The sequence below is a fragment of the Actinoplanes sp. NPDC026670 genome (assembly GCF_040638175.1).
Taxonomy (GTDB): Bacteria; Actinomycetota; Actinomycetes; order Mycobacteriales; family Micromonosporaceae; genus Actinoplanes.
Map to the genome: position 1 here is coordinate 50478 of NZ_JBEZXU010000037.1, position 18218 is coordinate 68695.

General features: G+C 69.3%; 16 protein-coding genes. 11 read left to right on the top strand and 5 right to left on the bottom strand.

Features of this window, described 5'->3' with window-relative positions; genetic code table 11:
- The first annotated feature begins 91 nt into the window (after window positions 1-91).
- From AB0E94_RS31425 to AB0E94_RS31445, 5 genes are all read left to right on the top strand, one after another.
- Entirely contained in the window at window positions 92-1306 is a 1215-nt protein-coding gene (locus AB0E94_RS31425; RefSeq protein ID WP_360333588.1) for an acetyl-CoA C-acetyltransferase, read from the top strand.
- A 14-nt stretch (window positions 1307-1320) separates the two neighbouring features.
- On the top strand, window positions 1321-3465 hold the full coding sequence (locus AB0E94_RS31430; RefSeq protein WP_360333591.1) for a 3-hydroxyacyl-CoA dehydrogenase NAD-binding domain-containing protein: 2145 nt from the start codon (window positions 1321-1323) through the stop codon (window positions 3463-3465).
- Between the two features lie 154 nt (window positions 3466-3619).
- On the top strand, window positions 3620-4306 hold the full coding sequence (locus tag AB0E94_RS31435; RefSeq protein WP_360333594.1) for an aminoglycoside phosphotransferase family protein: 687 nt from the start codon (window positions 3620-3622) through the stop codon (window positions 4304-4306).
- A gap of 79 nt (window positions 4307-4385) precedes the next feature.
- Window positions 4386-5813, top strand: coding sequence for an AAA family ATPase (locus AB0E94_RS31440; RefSeq protein WP_360333597.1), 1428 nt, complete (start codon window positions 4386-4388; stop codon window positions 5811-5813).
- A complete protein-coding gene (locus tag AB0E94_RS31445; protein ID WP_360333600.1) occupies window positions 5810-6454 on the top strand; it encodes a hypothetical protein in 645 nt (214 codons plus the stop codon). Before AB0E94_RS31440 ends, AB0E94_RS31445 begins: the two co-directional genes overlap by 4 nt.
- 165 nt (window positions 6455-6619) lie before the next feature.
- Here AB0E94_RS31445 and AB0E94_RS31450 read toward each other — a convergent pair whose 3' ends face one another.
- Complete coding sequence (locus tag AB0E94_RS31450; protein WP_360333603.1) at window positions 6620-8341, bottom strand: ABC transporter ATP-binding protein; 1722 nt, start codon at window positions 8339-8341, stop codon at window positions 6620-6622.
- Window positions 8342-8464: 123 nt separating this feature from the next.
- Here AB0E94_RS31450 and AB0E94_RS31455 point away from each other — a divergent pair, with 123 nt between their 5' ends.
- The 5 genes from AB0E94_RS31455 to AB0E94_RS31475 all read left to right on the top strand — a co-directional run bounded on the left by AB0E94_RS31455 (window position 8465) and on the right by AB0E94_RS31475 (window position 14330).
- Window positions 8465-9793 carry an acyl-CoA synthetase gene (locus tag AB0E94_RS31455; protein WP_360333606.1) on the top strand — a complete coding sequence of 443 codons (1329 nt, stop codon included), beginning with the start codon at window positions 8465-8467 and terminating at the stop codon, window positions 9791-9793.
- A 19-nt stretch (window positions 9794-9812) separates the two neighbouring features.
- On the top strand, window positions 9813-12083 hold the full coding sequence (locus tag AB0E94_RS31460; protein WP_360333609.1) for a bifunctional diguanylate cyclase/phosphodiesterase: 2271 nt from the start codon (window positions 9813-9815) through the stop codon (window positions 12081-12083).
- 43 nt (window positions 12084-12126) lie between these two features.
- Window positions 12127-12903 carry a metallophosphoesterase gene (locus AB0E94_RS31465; RefSeq protein ID WP_360333612.1) on the top strand — a complete coding sequence of 259 codons (777 nt, stop codon included), beginning with the start codon at window positions 12127-12129 and terminating at the stop codon, window positions 12901-12903.
- Window positions 12904-12947: 44 nt separating this feature from the next.
- Entirely contained in the window at window positions 12948-13187 is a 240-nt protein-coding gene (locus AB0E94_RS31470; RefSeq protein ID WP_360333615.1) for a hypothetical protein, read from the top strand.
- Window positions 13188-13361: 174 nt separating this feature from the next.
- The gene (locus AB0E94_RS31475) at window positions 13362-14330 is read left to right on the top strand and encodes an ABC transporter substrate-binding protein (RefSeq protein ID WP_360333618.1); all 969 of its coding nucleotides are present in this window, start codon (window positions 13362-13364) and stop codon (window positions 14328-14330) included.
- 33 nt (window positions 14331-14363) lie between these two features.
- On the opposite strand, the gene AB0E94_RS31480 is transcribed toward AB0E94_RS31475, so the two are convergent.
- The 3 genes from AB0E94_RS31480 to AB0E94_RS31490 all read right to left on the bottom strand — a co-directional run bounded on the left by AB0E94_RS31480 (window position 14364) and on the right by AB0E94_RS31490 (window position 17225).
- Window positions 14364-15119, bottom strand: a complete 756-nt coding sequence (locus tag AB0E94_RS31480; protein ID WP_360333621.1) for a pseudouridine synthase — start codon at window positions 15117-15119, stop codon at window positions 14364-14366.
- A complete protein-coding gene (gene scpB, locus AB0E94_RS31485; protein WP_360333728.1) occupies window positions 15088-15906 on the bottom strand; it encodes an SMC-Scp complex subunit ScpB in 819 nt (272 codons plus the stop codon). The genes AB0E94_RS31480 and scpB overlap by 32 nt, the downstream gene beginning before the upstream one ends.
- 320 nt (window positions 15907-16226) lie before the next feature.
- Window positions 16227-17225, bottom strand: a complete 999-nt coding sequence (locus tag AB0E94_RS31490) for a segregation/condensation protein A (protein WP_360333624.1) — start codon at window positions 17223-17225, stop codon at window positions 16227-16229.
- Between the two features lie 118 nt (window positions 17226-17343).
- On the opposite strand from AB0E94_RS31490, the gene AB0E94_RS31495 reads away from it, so the two are divergent.
- Entirely contained in the window at window positions 17344-17868 is a 525-nt protein-coding gene (locus tag AB0E94_RS31495; RefSeq protein WP_360333627.1) for a GNAT family N-acetyltransferase, read from the top strand.
- Window positions 17869-17908: 40 nt separating this feature from the next.
- Here the strand turns inward: AB0E94_RS31495 and AB0E94_RS31500 are convergent, their stop codons facing one another.
- Window positions 17909-18160 (bottom strand): hypothetical protein, encoded by a 252-nt coding sequence (locus AB0E94_RS31500; protein ID WP_360333630.1) that lies wholly within the window; start codon window positions 18158-18160, stop codon window positions 17909-17911.
- Window positions 18161-18218: the final 58 nt, after the last annotated feature.

Below are 18218 nucleotides of genomic sequence, written 5' to 3' on the forward strand. Positions count from 1 at the left end.
GTGGTTCGCCCGACCTTTGACTTCGTATCCTTGACACCTAGCGGAAACATCGGCAAAAGTTAGTCGCAATTCGCATGCAGGGGAGCTGTCGATGACGACCGAGGCCTATCTGTACGACGCCGTGCGCACACCGCGCGGCCGGGGAAAGAAGAACGGAGCCCTGCACGGGGTCAAACCCATCTCGCTGGTGGTCGGGCTGATCGACGAGCTGCGCCGCCGCTTCCCGTCGGTGGACCCGGCCGACATCGAGGACGTCGTGCTCGGTGTGGTGTCCCCGCTCGGCGACCAGGGCTCCGACATCGCCAAGACCGCGGCGCTCGCGGCCGGGCTGCCCTACGAGACGTCGGGTGTCCAGCTCAACCGTTTCTGCGGCTCGGGCCTGGAGGCGGTCAACATCGCCGCACAGAAGGTGCGCTCCGGCTGGGAGGACCTGGTCCTCGCCGGCGGCGTCGAGTCGATGTCGCGGGTGCCGATGGGCTCCGACGGCGGCGCCTGGGCGATGGACCCGGAGACCGCGCTCGACACCGACTTCATCCCGCAGGGCATCAGCGCCGACCTGATCGCCACGATGGACGGGTTCAGCCGGGAGGACGTCGACGCGTTCGCCGTCGGCTCCCAGCAGAAAGCCGCCCGCGCCTGGCAGAACGGCTGGTTCGACCGCTCGGTGGTGCCGGTCCGCGACCGCAACGGCCTGCTGATCCTCGACCGTGACGAGCACATCCGCGCGGACAGCACGGTGGCGAGCCTGGGCAAGCTGCCGGCCTCCTTCGCCGTCATCGGCGACCAGGGCGGCTTCGACGCCGTGGCCCTCCAGAAATACCACTGGGTCGAGAAGATCAACCACGTGCACAGCCCCGGCAACTCGTCCGGCATCGTGGACGGCGCGGCCCTCGTGATGATCGGCTCGGAGCGGGCCGGGCAGCGCGCCAGCCTCACCCCGCGCGCCCGGATCGTGTCGGCCGCCCTGAGCGGGGCCGACCCGACGATCATGCTGACCGGCCCGGCCCCGGCCGCCCGCAAGGCGCTCGACAAGGCCGGCCTGACCGTCGACGACCTCGACCTGGTCGAGATCAACGAGGCGTTCGCGGCGGTCGTCCTGCACTTCATCGACGACCTCAAGCTCGACCCGGAGAAGGTCAACGTCAACGGTGGCGCGATCGCGATGGGCCACCCGCTGGGCGCCACCGGCGCCATGATCCTCGGCACCCTCGTCGACGAGCTCGAGCGGCGCGGCGGCCGGTACGGCCTGGCCACGCTCTGCATCGGCGGCGGCATGGGCATCGCCACCATCGTCGAACGGCTCTGAGGGGACCACTTTCCATGACCGAGACCATCCGCTACGACCGCGGTGACGACGGCATCGTCGTGCTCACCCTCGACGACCCGAGCCGCGGCGCCAACACCATGAACGACGCGTATGTGGCGAGCATGGAGGCGACCGTCTCCCGGCTGGAGGCCGAGCGCGACCAGATCACCGGCGTCATCATCACGTCGGCGAAGAACTCGTGGTTCGCCGGCGGCGACCTGGACCAGCTCGGCTCGGTGCCGGCCGACCGCGGGCAGGACGTGTTCGACCTGTCCACCCGGGTCAAGGGCCAGCTGCGCCGGCTGGAGACGCTGGGCCGGCCGGTCGTCGCGGCGATCAACGGGTCGGCCCTCGGCGGCGGCCTGGAACTCGCGCTCGCCACCCACCGGCGGATCGCGCTGAACAACCCGAAGACCGAGATCGGCCTGCCCGAGGTCACGCTCGGGCTGCTGCCGGCCGGGGGCGGCGTGGTCCGTACCGTCCGGTTGCTCGGCCTGGCCACCGCCCTGATGGAGGTGCTGCTCAAGGGCACCCGGCACCGCCTGCCCAAGGCGAAGCAGCTCGGCCTGGTCGACGAGATCGTGGACACCCCGGAGCAGCTGATCACCGCGGCACGCGAGTGGATCGCGGCCAACCCGGGGGCGGCCCAGCCCTGGGACACCAAGGGCTACCGGATCCCCGGCGGCACCCCGTCGACGCCGGCGCTGGCCGCGATGCTCCCGGCCTTCCCGGCCAACCTGCGCAAGCAGCTCAAGGGGGCGAACTATCCGGCGCCGCGCAACATCCTGGCCGCCGCCGTCGAGGGCGCCCAGGTCGACGTCGACACCGCGTTCGTCATCGAGACGCGCTACTTCGTCGAACTGGTCACCGGGCCGGTCGCGAAGAACATGATCAAGGCGTTCTTCTTCGATCTGAACGAGGTGAGCCAGCGCGACATCGGCGACGTTCCGCCGATCACCAAGGTCGCCGTGCTCGGCGCCGGCATGATGGGCGCCGCCATCGCGTACGTCTCGGCCCGCTCCGGCCTGCCGGTGGTGCTCCGCGACGTCTCCCTGGACGGCGCGCTGCGCGGCAAGGGCTACTCGGAGAAGCTGGTCGCCAAGGACGTCGCCCGCGGCCGGATCACCGAGGAGAAGGGCAAGGCCCTCCTCGACCTGATCACCGCCACCGACCAGATCGCCGACCTGGCCGGCGCCGACCTGGTGATCGAGGCGGTCTTCGAGGACCCGGCGCTCAAGCACAAGGTGTTCGCCGAGATCGAGGGCGTCGTCGCCCCTGACGCGCTGCTCTGCTCCAACACCTCCACGCTGCCGATCACGCTGCTCGCCGAGGGGGTCAGCCGCGAGGCCGACTTCATCGGCCTGCACTTCTTCTCCCCGGTCGACAAGATGCCTCTGGTCGAAGTGATCAAGGGCCAGAAGACAAGCGATCTGACGGTACGCCGTGCGCTCGACGTGGTTCGCCGGCTGCGCAAGACGCCGATCGTGGTGAACGACAGCCGCGGCTTCTTCACCAGCCGGGTCATCGGCACCTTCACCAACGAGGGCATCGCGCTGCTCGCCGAGGGGGTCGCGCCGGCCAGCATCGAGCAGGCCAGCAGCCAGGCCGGCTACCCGGCCCCGGTGCTCCAGCTGATGGACGAGCTGACCCTCACCCTGCCCCGCAAGATCCGCAACGAGTACCGGGCCGCGGCGGCCGCCGCCGGCCAGCAGTTCGAAGTGCACCCGGCCGACGTGGTCATCGACCGGATGATCGACGAGTTCGGGCGGCCCGGCCGCTCCGGCGGGGCCGGCTTCTACGAGTACACCGACGGCAAGCGGACCGGGCTGTGGGCCGGGCTGTCCGCCTTCGCCAAGCCGGACGTCGCGATCCCGTTCGAGGACCTCAAGGAGCGGCTGCTCTTCATCGAGGCCATCGAGACAGTGAAATGCCTGGACGAGGGGGTGCTGCTGTCGGTCGCCGAGGCCAACATCGGCTCGATCTTCGGCATCGGCTACCCGGGCTGGACCGGTGGCGTGTTGCAGTACATCAACCAGTACCAGGGTGGTCTGCCCGGTTTCGTGGCCCGTGCCCGGGAACTGGCCGACCGCTACGGCGCCCGGTTCACGCCGCCGCCGCTGCTGGTCGCCAAGGCCGGCGCCGGGGAGATCTTCGCCTGACACCGGCAACCGCGTGATCCGTGTCTCGTGGCTCCTTCTCGGGGTCGCGGGACACGGACCTGCATGGTTTCCTTCATCCGGCAGTTTCCGGTCGGACAACAGGACGATGCATGATCGATGATCTCCGGACTACCGTCCATCCCGGAGGTTGATCATGAACATCGACGCGGAGTTACCCGGCGTCCCGATCGAGGAACCCTGGGCTCCCGCGGTCCGGGCCCTGCTTCGCCATCTCGAGGATTCGGGATTCGACGGCGCCCCGCCTGTCGACGGCAGCCCCACCGGCGCCGCTCTGCCCTGGCCGGAGTGGACCCGGGAGGACGACACTCTCTGGCAGGTCGCCCAGTGGCTGCGTGAATACCACGAAGCGGTCGACGACTTCGTGCCGCCGGCCGACGCGGTCTGGCGCAAGGGCGGGGCCTGGGAGCCCGGCCTGATCATCGGGCACAACGACGCCGCGCCGTACAACGCGACCCGCGCCGGCCGCCGCCTCACCGGTTTCGTCGGCTGGGACTTCGCCGGGCCGGTCAGCCGCGACGCCGACCTCGCGTTCACCGCGTTCGCCTGGGTGCCGCTCACCGCCCGCAGCGACGCCACCGCCGACGGCTGGACCGACTTCGCCGACCGGCCCCGCCGCCTGCGGATGCTGCTCGACGCCTACGGCTGGCGTGGCACCGCCGCCGACATGGTCCGCGAGGTCCGCGACCGGATCAGCGCCGCCATCCACGACATCCGCCGGCTCGCCACCGACGGCGATCACGACTGCCGCGAGCTCATCCACTCCGGCCTCGACCTGCGCCTGGCCACCGCGGTGAAGGAACTGGCCACCTTCCCCGATTGAGAGCGGGCTCATCGGGCACGAGGTCGAGATCCTATCCGCGGGCAGGAAGAATCTGTCAGATGTGAGTAAGCTATCTGCCATGCTCACCCGGCTCGAGGTCCAGGGGTTCAAGAACCTCCTAGATGTAAAGATAGATTTCGGCCCGTTCACTTGCATTGCAGGAGCAAACGGAATCGGAAAGTCAAACGTTTTTGACGCCATCGAATTCCTTTCCTACCTTGCGAGCGAATCACTGGTTGAGGCCTCGCAGCGGGTTAGGGGAGCTTCAGGAATCAGAGGCGGCGACCCGAGAGATCTATTCTGGGACGGATACCGGGAGCATCAGCGCAAAATCACCATGGCCGCAGAGATGATTGTCCCAGCAGAGGTTGAGGATGACCTGGGAGCACCTGCGAAGGCCACAACAACTTTTCTTCGCTATGAGGTGGCTCTTGGCTACTCTGCCCCGGAGGGAGAGGGTGGCGTCGGGCGCCTTACACTCCTCGAGGAGGAACTCCGGCATATCAATCGCGGCGAAGCTGGCCGCCATCTCCGCTTCAAGCACAATGCCAAAAGCTTCCGAAACTCTGTCGTCGTCGGCCAGCGCCGCGGGGGTGCATTCCTTTCCACGGAACATCGCGAGAGCGGCACAGTTATAAACGTCCATGGCGACGGAGGAAGCTTCGGAAAGCCGCAGCCGCGCGCTGCAGGACGTGCTGGCCGGACGGTGCTGAGTACCGTCACGACGAACGACTACCCAACAATCTTAGCCGCTCGTCGTGAAATGCAAAGCTGGCGCCGACTCGCGCTTGAGCCTTCAGCACTGCGGGCTCCGGATAATCTGACCGGGCCGCGGTCACTCGACACCGACGGTCGACATCTCGCCGCCACCTTGTACCGGATCGCCAAGGAACGCGATCCGTTTACCGGCGAAGCCGACCCCGAGGCTGTATACGCCCGCGTCGCTGGGCGCCTTTCAGATCTCGTGGGAATGGGAATCGAAAGTATCGAGGTCGAACTCGACCAGATCCGCGAAGTATTCACACTCTTCCTACAGGAGAAGGGAGGACTACGCCTTCCCGCTCGCGCCCTCTCTGAAGGTACGCTAAGATTTCTGGCACTTTGCGTCCTCCTAGAGGATCCAAGTTTCGTCGGTCTCATCTGCATGGAAGAGCCCGAAAACGGCATCCATCCAGCAAATCTTCCTGCGATGCTCGATCTGATCCAGGATCTAGCCGTCGATCCAAAAGAAACGCCAGATGCGAGCAATCCGTTTAGGCAGGTGATCGTCAACACTCACTCGCCCGGCGTCGTACAACTCTGCAACACCGGCGACCTTCTGCTTGCCGAGGTTAAGAAATTCCGGTCGGGAGACGGCGGCACGGCCAGGGCCTTGGCTCTTCTGCCGTATGCGGGATCATGGAGGGAAGGCCCCTCGGAACCAGTGTTCACTCGCGCCGACGTTGTGTACTACCTCGCAGCACCAGTGGGTGCCCAACTCACGCTTCCGCTGGAGATCGCTGGATGACCGAGCAAAGTTACTCTGGAATCTTCATCGGTGAGGGCAGTTCGGACATGCCCATCTCAGAAATCGTTGAATCCCTCTTCTTCGACCGTGGCATCACACTACATCTCAGTAAGCCAGACTTCGGACTACTAGGAAAAGTAGCGAAAGATGTGCGCTCGCGCATTTTAGCTGGTGAGAAACTGAACGACGGCAGAGTCGACCTCATCGTCGTTCATCGAGATGCGGACAATGCCGGAATCGAAGCCCGACGAGCCGAGATCAGTAATGCCGCCGAAGCGATCGAGTCCTCCCCTACGATCCTTCCAGTCATTCCAGTACGAATGACCGAGGCCTGGCTCCTTCTTGATGAACAGGCAATCAGGACAGTAGCCGGGAATCCGCGAGGACGCGCAGATCTTGAACTTCCTAAATGGCATGAGGTCGAAAGTCACGCCGACCCGAAAAATCTTCTCAACGAGTGCCTACTCAAGGCGGCAGACGTATCCGGACGGCGCCGTGAACGAATTGCAAAACGATTCAACCAAAACCGAAGGCAGCTTCTCGAACGACTGGACAAGGACGGTCCAGTGACGAAACTTGGAAGCTGGAAAAATCTGGTACACGATATCGAAATAATCACTGAGGACTGGCTGGCGAGCTAGGAATTTTAATTCGCCGAAAGATACGGTCGTACGCCGCCGAGAACGAATCTTCACGATCAGCGCCACCCTGAGTGTCCTGACCTGTCGGTGACCAGACACGCGGCCGGAAACGCGGTGTCGGGCGGGAGTGGGCAGCCCCGTCGCGGTGTAGCCACGGGAGCCTGGTCACCCGTACCGCAGAAGGGGTTGTGCCGTCAGGCGTCGGTAGTAAGGGCTGGAAAGCTGGAGCTCGGCGTGGGTGCCGGCGTTCGCGATGACGCCGCCGTCGATGACCAGGACGCGGGCCGCGGAGCGGATCGTCGAGAACCGGTGGGCGATGACCACCAGGGCGCACACCGACGCGACCTCGTGCAGGGTGGCGGTGAGGGCGTGTTCGCTGTCCGGGTCGAGGTGGGCGGTCGGTTCGTCGAGCAGGATCAGGTCGGGCCGGGCGAGCAGGCAGCGGGCGATGGCGACGCGCTGACGCTGGCCGCCGGAGAGGCGGCGGCCGTGGTCGCCGACCGGGGTGTCGAGGCCGTCCGGCAGGTCGGCGGCGACCCGGGTGAGCCCGGTCATGGCGAGGACCCGGCGCAGCTCACGGTCGGTGACCCGGCCGGCGCCGTAGAGCAGGTTGTCGCGCAGTGTTCCGGCGAGCAGCGGGCTGTCCTGTTCGACCAGTCCGACGGCGGAGCGGTGCCTGGCATACGGGGTGAATCGCGCATCCCGCCCGTGCAGCAGGATCGATCCGCGGTCCGGTTCGTAGAACCGTTCGGCCAGCGCGAAGATCGTCGACTTGCCGGCGCCGGACGGGCCGACCAGCGCCACCTGCCCGCGGGCCGGGATGGTGAACCCGATCCCGCGCAGCACCGGACGGCCGGGCCGGTAACCGAACCAGACGTCCTTGAACTCCAGCACCGGCCGCACGCCGCCACCGACCCGGGCGACCGCGACCGGCCGGTCCCGTTCGACCGGGAGCGCGAGCACCTCGTTGATCCGGTGCAGCGCCCCCGACCCCTGCTGGACCGCGCTGACCGCCTGGAAGATCTCGAACACCGGCGCGGCCAGGTAGGTCATCGCGAGCGTGAACGCGACCAGGTCACCGAGGCTCATCGCGCCCGACGACACCCGGGTCGCGCCGAACAGCAGCACCGCCAGGAACGCGCCGCTGACCGCCAGGTCGTTGGCCGGCCCGCTGAGCGCCACCATGCCGGCCATCCGCAGGTTCGCCAGGTAGGCCCGCCCGGCCGAGGTGTCCAGCCGTTCCGCTTCGAGGGGCTCGGCCCGGCAGGCACGGACCAGACGGATGCCGCCGAGCGCGCGTTCCAGATCGGCGAGCAGGGCGCCTTCGGCGTTCTGGGCGGTACGTGACGCGATCCGCACCCGCCGCACCACCGCCAGCAGCGCCCCGAACGAGCTGCCGAACAGCACGATCACGGTGGCCAGCAGCCACGGGTCGAGCCAGGCGAGCAGCGCGACCGCGGCGGCCAGCCCGATCAGCCCGGCCAGCCCGGTGCCGAGGCTCTGCGCGATCAGCGTCTTCACCACCGTGGTGTCCCCGCAGGCGCGGGCGATCAGGTCGCCGATCCGGCCGTCGTCGAACGCGGCGATCCGGACCCGCAGCAGGTGAGCGGTCAGGGTGCGGCGCAGGTCACGGGTCATCGTCTCGCCGGTGTGCGCCTGCACGTACCGGGCCAGGGCCAGGGCCGACGCCTGCGCGGCGAACAGGGCGGCCAGCGCGCCCAGCACCGGCCACCGCAGATCACCGGCCGCGGCGCCGTCGACCGCCTCCCGGGCCAGCAGCGGCTGGGTCAGCGCCAGCAGGGTGCCGAGCAGGCTGAGGGCGGCGGCGCCGGCGATCGGGCCGCGGTAGCCGCCGGCCAGCCGGCCCAGGTCCCGCCATCCGGCCATGCCCGTCCCCCTCTCACCAGGAGATCTGAACGTTAGGCAGGGGTTTTCGGCGGCGGCAACGGCGGTGGGCGGGGTGGCAGCGCGGCAAGAGGGCAGGCGGTCGCCCTTTCGTAGGATCCGGTCATGCGCCTGATCGACTCCCCTGATCTGCCGGACGCGGTGGTCACGCCGTCCGGTTCGCTGTCGCGTCATCAACTGCTGGAACAGGCCTCGCGGGTCGCCGGCCGGATCAAGGGCGCGCCGATCGTCGCCGTGGACGCCGTGCCCGATCTGTCGACCATCGTCGCGGTGACCGGGGCGCTGCTGGCCGGGGTTCCGATCGTGCCGATCCCCCCGGATGCCGGGGATCTGGAGAGGGCGCACATTCTGCGGGACTCCGGTGCAGCTCTTCTGGCAGGTTCCGACATTTCCGAGATATCGCCTGGTAGGCCCCGGCTCGACGCCGCCCTCGTGCTCTACACCAGCGGGACCACCGGCGCCCCCAAGGGCGTGGTGATCTCCTCCGAGGCCGTCGAGGCCGGCCTCGACGCCCTCGCCGAGGCCTGGCAGTGGACCGCGGAGGACACCCTCGTCCACGGCCTCCCGCTCTACCACGTGCACGGCCTGGTCCTCGGGGTCCTCGGCCCGCTGCGGCTCGGCTGCCGCCTGATCCACACCGGCCGACCCACCCCGCAGGCGTACGCCGCCAACCCCGGCACCATGTACTTCGGCGTGCCCACCGTCTGGTCGCGGATCGCCGCCGACCCGGCCGCCGCCCGCGCGCTGGCCCCGGCCCGCCTGCTGGTCTCCGGCAGCGCCCCGCTCCCGGCGCCGGTCTTCGACGACCTGGCCGCCCTGACCGGCCAGGCCCCGGTGGAGCGCTACGGCATGACCGAGACCCTGATCACGGTGAGCGCCCGGGCCGATGGGGAACGCCGGGCCGGCCAGGTCGGCCAGCCGCTGCCGGGCATCACCACCCGGCTGGTCGACGAGTCCGGCGCGCCGCTGCCGTCCGACGGCACGACCATCGGCCATCTCCAGGTGCGGGGCCCGACCCTGCTGGACGGCTACCTGCGCCCGGGCGGGGTGCGTCCGCCGGACCTGACCGACGGCTGGTTCCCGACCGGCGACGTGGCGACCGTCGGCCCGGACGGCTGGCACCGGATCGTCGGCCGCGCCTCCACCGACCTGATCAAGACGGGCGGCTACCGGGTCGGCGCCGGTGAGGTGGAGGACGCTCTGCTGCTGCACCCGGCGGTCCGGGAGGCCGCCGTGATCGGGGTCCCGCACCCGGACCTGGGCGAGCGGATCACCGCGTTCGTGGTGGCCGGCCCGGTCGCGCCGGCCGAGCTGATCGACTTCGTGGCCGGGCGGCTGGCCGTGCACAAGCGTCCCCGGGTCGTGCATCTGGTCGACGAGCTGCCCCGTAACGCGATGGGGAAGGTGCAAAAAAGTTTCCTAACCGAAGATTGACTCAAGCTTCGGTCTTCCGGTGCCGATCTCAGTGCTCGTGACGAGACCATCCCTTCGCCCGGCCGCCGTGCTCGCCCTGTCGGCGGCCTGGCTGCTGGTCGCCGTCGCGCTCGGCGCCGCCGGGCTGCTGTGGCCGGTGCCGGCGTGGCTGCTCTGGCCGGCCGCCATCGGCGCGACCGCGACGGCGACGGTGGCCTGCCGGAACGCCGCAGCCGACGGGCATGCCGTGGTGCGCGACTTCTGGCGGCGACTCACCAAGACCTGGGTCTTCCTCACTGTCGGCGGCGTCGTGCAACTCGCCAGCCGGCTCTTCATCGACGACTCCGAGGCGCTGAACCCGGTGGCCGCGGTCTGTTTCGCGGGCGCGGCCGCGTTCGCCATGGTGGCCGTGGTCCGGCTGCCGCGTGCCCGGCGCACCTGGCGCACGTCGCTCGCGATCGGCCTGGACATGGCCATCGTCACGACCGCGGCGGCGATCGTCTTCAGCCACTTCCTCTGGAACACCGCGAACCCGGCCACCGGCGGCACGGCCACCGCCACGTTCCTGCTGATCGTGATGATCACCGGGTCGGCCGCGGTGGCCGCCGTGATCAAGGCCGGGGTCAGCGGCGCCGGCCCGGCGCTGGCGCCCGCGCTGTGGACGCTCGCGCCGATCGGGCTGATCTCGCCCATCTCCTGGATCCTGGCCCCGGCCCTGGAACCGTGGCCGCACCTGGACACGTCGGTGGCCTCGCTGCCGGTGTCCAGCCTGATCGTCGCGATCGCCGCCTGGGTGCAGAGCCGGGTGACCGCCGCCGGCCGGCCCGCGGTGGCCCAGCCCTCCCCCGGCCGCCGGGGCGGGCCGTGGCGCAACATCAGCCTGGTGCCGTACCTCGCGGTCGCCGCGGTCGCCACCCTGCTGATCGTCGTGACGCTGCGGATGGGTTACCTGACGCCCGGCCTGGCCGGCGGCTCGGTGATGCTCACCGTGCTGGTGGTGACCCGCCAGCTGATCGCGCTGCTGGACAACGCGATCCTGCTGGACCGGCTGGAGGACCAGGCGCACCACGACGACCTGACCGGGCTGCCGAACCGCCGGCTGTTCACCGCGACGCTGGCCCGGCGGACCGAGCGGACCACCGTCGCGGTCTGTGACCTGGACGGATTCGCGGCGCTCAACGATCGGCTCGGCGACGAGACGGGCGACGCGCTGCTGCGGGCCGCGGCCGAGCGGGTCACCGCGGTCACCGGCGCGGAGGCGGTGGTGGCCCGGCTGCTCGGCGACGAGTTCGGCGTGCTGATGCCGGGTGGCGACACCACGCTCGCCGAGACGCTTGTGGACGCGTTCCGTACCCCGCTGCGGGTCGACTCCCGTGACCTGCTGGTGACGGTGACCGCCGGGGTCGCGACGGGCACCGGCGACGAGGTGCCGGATCTGCTGCGCCGCGCCGAGGTGGCGTTGCAGGCGGCCAAGTACACCGGCGCGGACCGGGCCCGGGAGCACAGCGGCGCCCTGGACGCCACCGCCCAGCACCACGCCGAGCTGGCCGCCGCCCTGCGCCGCGGCCTGGAGCTGAACGAGTTCCGCCTGCTCTACCAGCCCATCGTGGAGTTGCCGAGCGGAACCGTCACCGGGGTCGAGGCGCTGATCCGCTGGCACCCGGCCGACCAGCCGGTGATCTCGCCGGCCGAGTTCATCCCGGTCGCCGAGCACAGCGGTCTGATCATCGACCTGGGCGCGTGGATCCTCGACCAGGCGTGCGCCGACGCGGCCGCCTGGCAGCGCGAACACGGCGCGGGCGGCCCGCGGGTGAACATCAACGTGTCGGCGCGGCAGCTGCTCGACCCGGATCTGCCCGGGCTGGTGGCGAACGCCCTGCACCGGCACGGACTGGCCCCGGACCGGATCACCATCGAGATCACCGAGACCGCGGTGTTCGCCGGTGGCGCGGCCCTGGAGACGGTACGGGAGCTGCGCGAACTCGGTGTCGGCCTGGCCCTGGACGACTTCGGGACCGGGCACAGCTCGCTGACCCTGCTGCGGACCTGCCCGGTCACCACGCTCAAGGTGGACAAGTCGTTCATCGACGATCTGAACGGCACAGCCGAGCAGGAGGCCATCGCGTCGTCGCTGAGCACGATCGCCAGCACTCTCGGGCTGCGGGCGGTCGCCGAGGGTGTGGAGACCCGCGATCAGGCTGACCGTCTGCACGCGCTCGGTTACCGATACGCACAGGGCTTCTACTTCGCCCGCCCGGTGCCGGCCGCCGACATCACCGCGCTGCTCACCGCCCCGGCCCTCATCCCATGACCCTCAACATCATCGACACATCGACCGGTTATAGTCCCGGGCCGTGCGCCCCCTTTTCGCCGCCAGCGACATGCACGGCCATCGTGCCGAGTTCCGGGCCGCGCTGCGTGACTCCGGCCTGATCGACGGGGCCGGGGACTGGTGCGGCGCCGACGCCCGGTTGTGGGTGCTCGGCGACTACTTCGACCGCGGGCCGGACGGCATCGGGGTGGTCGACGACATCCGCCGGCTCACCGTTCAGGCGGCCCTGGCCGGTGGCGAGGTGGGCGCGCTGCTCGGCAACCACGAGGCCCATCTGCTGGCCGCGCACCGGTTCGGGTCGGCGCCGGTGCCCGGCTGGGCGGCCCGTGCCGACGGCTACTGGGGCGCCTGGATGACTCTGGGCGGGCGCGAGGACGACATGCGCCGGCTGACGCCCGAGCATCTGGAGTGGCTGCGGTCGCTGCCGGCGATGGCGCTGGTCGACGGCCATCTGCTGATGCACTGCGACAGCACCCGCTACCTGGAGTTCGGCGACACCGTGGAGGCGGTCAACAAGGCGGTCGCCGGGCATCTGGCCGGGCTCGATCCGGCCGAGTGGCTGACCTTCTGCTTCCTGGTCAGCGGTCGCGGCGAGCTGCATTCGCCGGAGGCGGCCGACTTCCTTCTCGCCGCCTTCGGCGGCTCGCTCATCGTCCACGGTCACAGCACGTTGATCAGTTGCTTCGGCCTCAGCCGGGCCGAGGCACGACGACCTTTCCGGTACGGCGGAGGCCGTGTCCTGGCCATCGACGGCGGCGTGTTCGAAGGTGGCGACCTGCTGGTGACACGCCTGCTCTGAAAGTGGCGGGCGTGAAGCCACCGGACAGGGGTACCGTCCGCAGGGTGATCTGTTCCTGTCCCGAGTGCGGTGCGGCCGGCGTGCCGCTGATCTTCGGGCTGCCGGCCGCCGAGGCGCAGGCCGCCGCCAGCCACGGGGAGCTGGCGCTGGGCGGCTGCCTGATGCCGGTGCAGCCGCCGAACTGGCAGTGCCCGCACGGCCACCGGTGGCGTGACGCCGACGAGACGGCCTGGGACGAGCGGTTGCTGGCGGTCCTCGTGGCACACGGCTACCCGGAGGACTGACCGGGCCCGATGCCCGAAAAATCAGCACTTAGCATTAGCGAAACAGTGAAGGCCGACAATTCAATAAGCGGGGTAGAACGACGAGAACCGCATTGTTATCGTCAACATCCGTTCCGGGAATTGATCATCTGGATTCATGCCGACGGGGGCCCCGCGATGCGCAGACGTTCTTTCGTGACCTTGACCGCGGCGGGCGTCGGCTCGCTGCTGGCGGGCTGCGCCGAGGACGAGGCGGGCGGGATCGACCTGAAGAATCCGCCGAAGGGCCCGATCTCGCTCGGTTTCTCCCAGGTCGGCGCCGAGGGCGGCTGGCGTCAGGCGAACACGAATTCGATCAAGAAGGCGGCCGAGCGCAACCGGATCGACCTGAACTTCAAGGACGCCGGCGGCGACCCGAAGAAGCAGATCGCCGACGTCCACTCGTTCATCGACGCCCGGGTCAACGTGATCGCGTTCGCCCCGGTGGTGGAGACCGGCTGGGGCGAGGTGCTGCGCCGGGCCCGGGACGCGGCGATCCCGGTGGTGCTGACCGACCGGCTGATCGACGAGAAGGACACCTCGCTCTGGGTCAGCTCGATCGGCGCCGAGTTCGCCTCCGAGGGCAACCTGGCCGCGATCTACCTGGAGAACGACTACGCCGGCACGACCGGGACGGTGAACGTGGTGGAGATCCTCGGCGCGACCGGGGCCACCCCGACCAAGCTGCGGGCGGAGGGCTTCGCCGCCACCGCCGCCAAGACCAGGCGCCTCAACATCATCGACAAGGCGACAGGCGACTGGACGAAGGACGGCGGCCGGGCCGCCATGCGGAAACTACTGGATCGCAACAAGCGGATCGACGCTGTTTTCGCGCAGAACGACGACATGGGATTGGGCGCTGTGATCGCTCTCGAAGAGGCCGGGAAGAAACCGGGGACAGCGCCGAAAATCGTCACCGTGGATGGCACGAAAGCGGCCCTTCAGGGACTCGCCGACGGCAAACTCACCTATGTAATCGAATGCAGTCCGGAGATCGGCGAGCCACTCATGTCGGTGGTCGTCGACCTGTTCCACGGCGGCCGCGTGCCGAAACGCATCGAGTCGGACAAGGCGGTCTTCGACCCGCAGACCGCCGCCGACGCCATGACCGGCCGCACCTATTGAGGACGGCCGGCCGGGCGCGCGAGAAACGGCGGATCAGTCGCCGACGGCCTTGAAAAGTGCGGCGACCTCGGCCGCCGACAGGTGCCGGAAACCGCCGGGCCGCAGGTCGCCGAGGCGGATCGGGCCGACCGCGGTACGGATCAGCCGGGTCACCGGGTGGCCGACGGCGTCCATCATCCGCCGGACGATGTGCTTGCGGCCCTCGTGCAGGACGATCTCCACCTGCGCGGTCTTGCCGATCGCGTCGACCAGGCGGAACGAGTCGACCTTGGCCGGGCCGTCCTCCAGCTCGACACCCGCCTGAAGGGCGCGGCCCACGCTGCGCGGCAGCGGCCCGACCACCTCGGCCAGGTAGGTCTTGTTGATCTCGTACGACGGGTGCATCAGCTTGTGCGCCAGCCCGCCGTCGTTGGTGAACAGCAGCAGCCCCTCGGACTCGGCGTCGAGCCGGCCCACGTGGAACAGCCGCTGCTCGAAATTCGCCCCGAGGAAGTCGGCCAGCTCGGTGCGGCCCTTCTCGTCGTCGAGGCTGGAGACGACGCCGCGCGGCTTGTTCAGCGCCACGTAGACGAGCTTGGTGTTGGTGATCACCCGCTGCCCGTCGACGTGGATCTCCGCCGTGGCGGGGTCGACCTTGTCGCCGAGCTTGGCGACCCGGCCGTTGACGGTGACGCGCCGCCGGAAGATCAGGTCTTCGCAGGCGCGCCGGGATCCAACACCGGCCGCCGCCAGGACTTTCTGGAGGCGTTCGGCGGTGTCAGCCTGAGGCATCGAGCACTTCTTCCACATCGTCGGGCAGGAACGGAGCGAGCGGCGGCAGCTGCTCGACCGAGTTGAGGCCCAGCTTCTCGAGGAACAACGGCGTCGTCCGGTACAGGTATGCCCCGGTTTCCGGCTCGGTGCCGACCTCCTCGATCAGGCCGCGAGTGACCAGCGTACGCATGACCCCGTCACAGTTCACACCGCGGATGGCCGAGATGCGGGATCTGGTTACCGGCTGCTTGTAGGCGACCACGGCGAGTGTCTCCAGGGCAGCCTGGGTGAGCCGCACCGACTGGCCGTCCAGCACGAACCGTTCGACGTAGGCCGCGTACTCCGGCCGGGTGTACAGCCGCCAGCCGCCGGCCACCCGCCGCAGGTCGATGCCGTGCCCGGCCGCCGTGTACCGCGCCGACACGTTCTCCAGGGTCCGCGCGATCCGCTCCACCGGCTGCTCCAGAACCTGCGCCAGCTGCAGCTCACCGACCGGCTCGTCGACGACCAGCATGATCGATTCGAGCGCCGCCGCGAGATCGGAATCATCAAGATCAACCACAGCGGCGGTACGGGCGACGCTCTCGGCAACCGCAGGAACATCCCCCCGGGGCCGCCGGGGCTGCGACGGCACCGAGGCCACCATGACCGGCTCCGGCGCCTTCGGTGTGACTTCCGGCTCGGCCTCCGCGACCGGCTCGACCTCGGGCTCAGCCTCGACCTCCGCGACCGGCTCGACCTCGGGCTCAGCCTCGACCTCCGCGACCGGCTCGACCTCGGGCTCCGGATCGAATTCAGCGATCGGCTCGGCCGCGGGCTCGATCTCCGGCTCGTCCTCCGCGACCGGCTCGACCTCAGGCTCGGCCTCGGGTTCGGGTTCAGCTGCCGCGACCGGCTCAGCTTCCGGCTCGTCCTCCGTGAACGGCTCGCTCTCCGGATCGGCCTCCGCGGACGGCTCGCTCTCCCGATCGGATTCAGCGATCGGCTCGACCTCGGCCGCCGCCTCGGCTTCCGCAGCCGCCTCGGCTTCCGCGGCCGCTTCGGCTTCCGCCTGGTACTCGCGGTCGGGCTCCCGCCGGCGCTCCCAGGGCGGCACCCACGCCGCTGCCTGCGCGGCCAGGGAATCGGGATGCTCCTCGCTGCTCACGAACTCTCCTCCACAACCGCGGGTGCGGCGTCATCCGTGCCAAGATCGCCATCAGGGGCGTCCGAGTCAAGGCGCGCGGCCGCGGGATCGTCCGAACCGGTATCGTCCTCTGCCGGTTTGCTGCCCTCGTAGTCGTCCACCTCCAGCTCGACGTCACTGTCCCCGCCGATCCAGCGGACGGTCAGCTCGTCGAGGGAGACCGGCTGCTCGAAGTCGATCAGCCCTTCGCGGTAGAGCTCCAGCAACGCCAGGAACCGGGCCACGACCTCGAGCGTGTTGTCACAGTCGGCGACGAGCAGGCTGAACGTGGCCACCCCGGCCCGGCGCAGCCGGTCACGCAGCAGATTGGCATGCTCGCGGACACTGACCCGCACCTGATGGATGTGCGCGATGGAGACCTGCGGCGGCCCCGGTTTGGGCAGGAAACTCTTCAGCGCCATCTTCAGCAGGCGCTCCGGCCCGATGCCCAGCACCAACTCGGGGAGCGCTTCCGCGTACCGCTGCTCGAGGGTCACCATCCGCGGCCAGCGACGCGCCCCGGTGGCCTCGAGCTCGGCGATGTGCGCGGCCGCCTCCTTGTAGGCCTTGTATTGCAGGAGCCGGGCGAAGAGCAGGTCGCGCGCCTCGAGCAGCGCCAGGTCCTCCTCGTCCTCGACCTCGGCGGCGGGCAGCAGCCGGGCCGCCTTGAGGTCCAGCAGGGTCGCCGCGACCAGCAGGAACTCGCTGGTCTCGCCGAGGTCCCAGTCGTCGCCCATGGCTCTGATGTAGGCGATGAAGTCGTCGGTGACCTGGTGCAGCGCGATCTCGGTGACGTCCAGCTTGTGCTTGCCGATCAGCTGGAGCAGCAGATCGAACGGGCCGGTGAAGTTGTCCAGCCGGACGGTGAATCCGCTGGCCTCCATCTCCACGCCGGCGGGCGCGACGGCCGGGACGGCGTCGCCGGAGTCCGGGGGCGACGGGGCGGGCTCTTCAAGCACGTGCCGACCGTAGACCATGCCTGTGACGAGTTCCTCCGGGTGCACGCTTCTCCAACGTCACAATCCCGGCCGGGTTGCTCCGCCACCGGGTTACCGGCCGGTTACATTTCCTCGCGATCCCGGTTACGCTGCGGCGATGCGGTCACTGATCTCACCCCGGCTGCTTCTTCGCGAGTGGGAGGAGAAGGACATCGACTTCCTCCTCGACATGTACTCGCGATGGGAGGTGGCACGGTTCCTCGGTTCGGCGCCACGTGTGCTGACCGGGCACGACGACGCGGTCGCGACGCTCACCCGCTGGCGGTCGCGGCAGGACGACGTGCACACGATCTGGGCGATCCAGGACCGGGCGACCGGGCACCTGCTCGGGACGGCCCTGCTGGTTCCGCTGCTCGCCTCGGGCGAGACGATGCAGCCCTGCGACGACACCGAGATCGGCTGGCATCTGCATCCGAACGCCTGGGGCAAGGGGTATGCGACCGAGGCCGCGAACGCGGTGATGGCCTATGCGGCCCGTTCCGGAATCAGGCCGGTGCTGGCCGTGACATGGCCGGAGAACACGGCGTCACAGGCGGTGTGCCGACGACTCGGAATGCGTCACCTGGGACCGACCGACAAGTATTACAACGCAACCTTCGAACTGTTCACGAACGCGTCCTGAGAACGGGCCGCCGAGCCGAATAGCGCGACGGCCCGGCAGATCACTTCTTCTTGGCCTTCTTCGCCTTGGCGGGGGCCTCGACAGCAGCCGGCTCCTCGACGACCGGAGCCGCCTCGACAACCTTCTTGGCCTTCTTGGCCTTGGCAGGGGCCTCGACAGCAGCCGGCTCCTCGACGACCGGAGCGGCCTCGACGACCTTCTTGGCCTTCTTGACCTTCTCCGCCTTCACCGGCTCAACCGGCGCAGCCTCGACCTTTTCCGCCTTCTTGGCCTTTTCCTTGGTCTTCGCCACGTCGGCCTCCTTTCGCAGATGTACCTCACGCGACCTGACCGGCGCGCGTGTGTGTGGA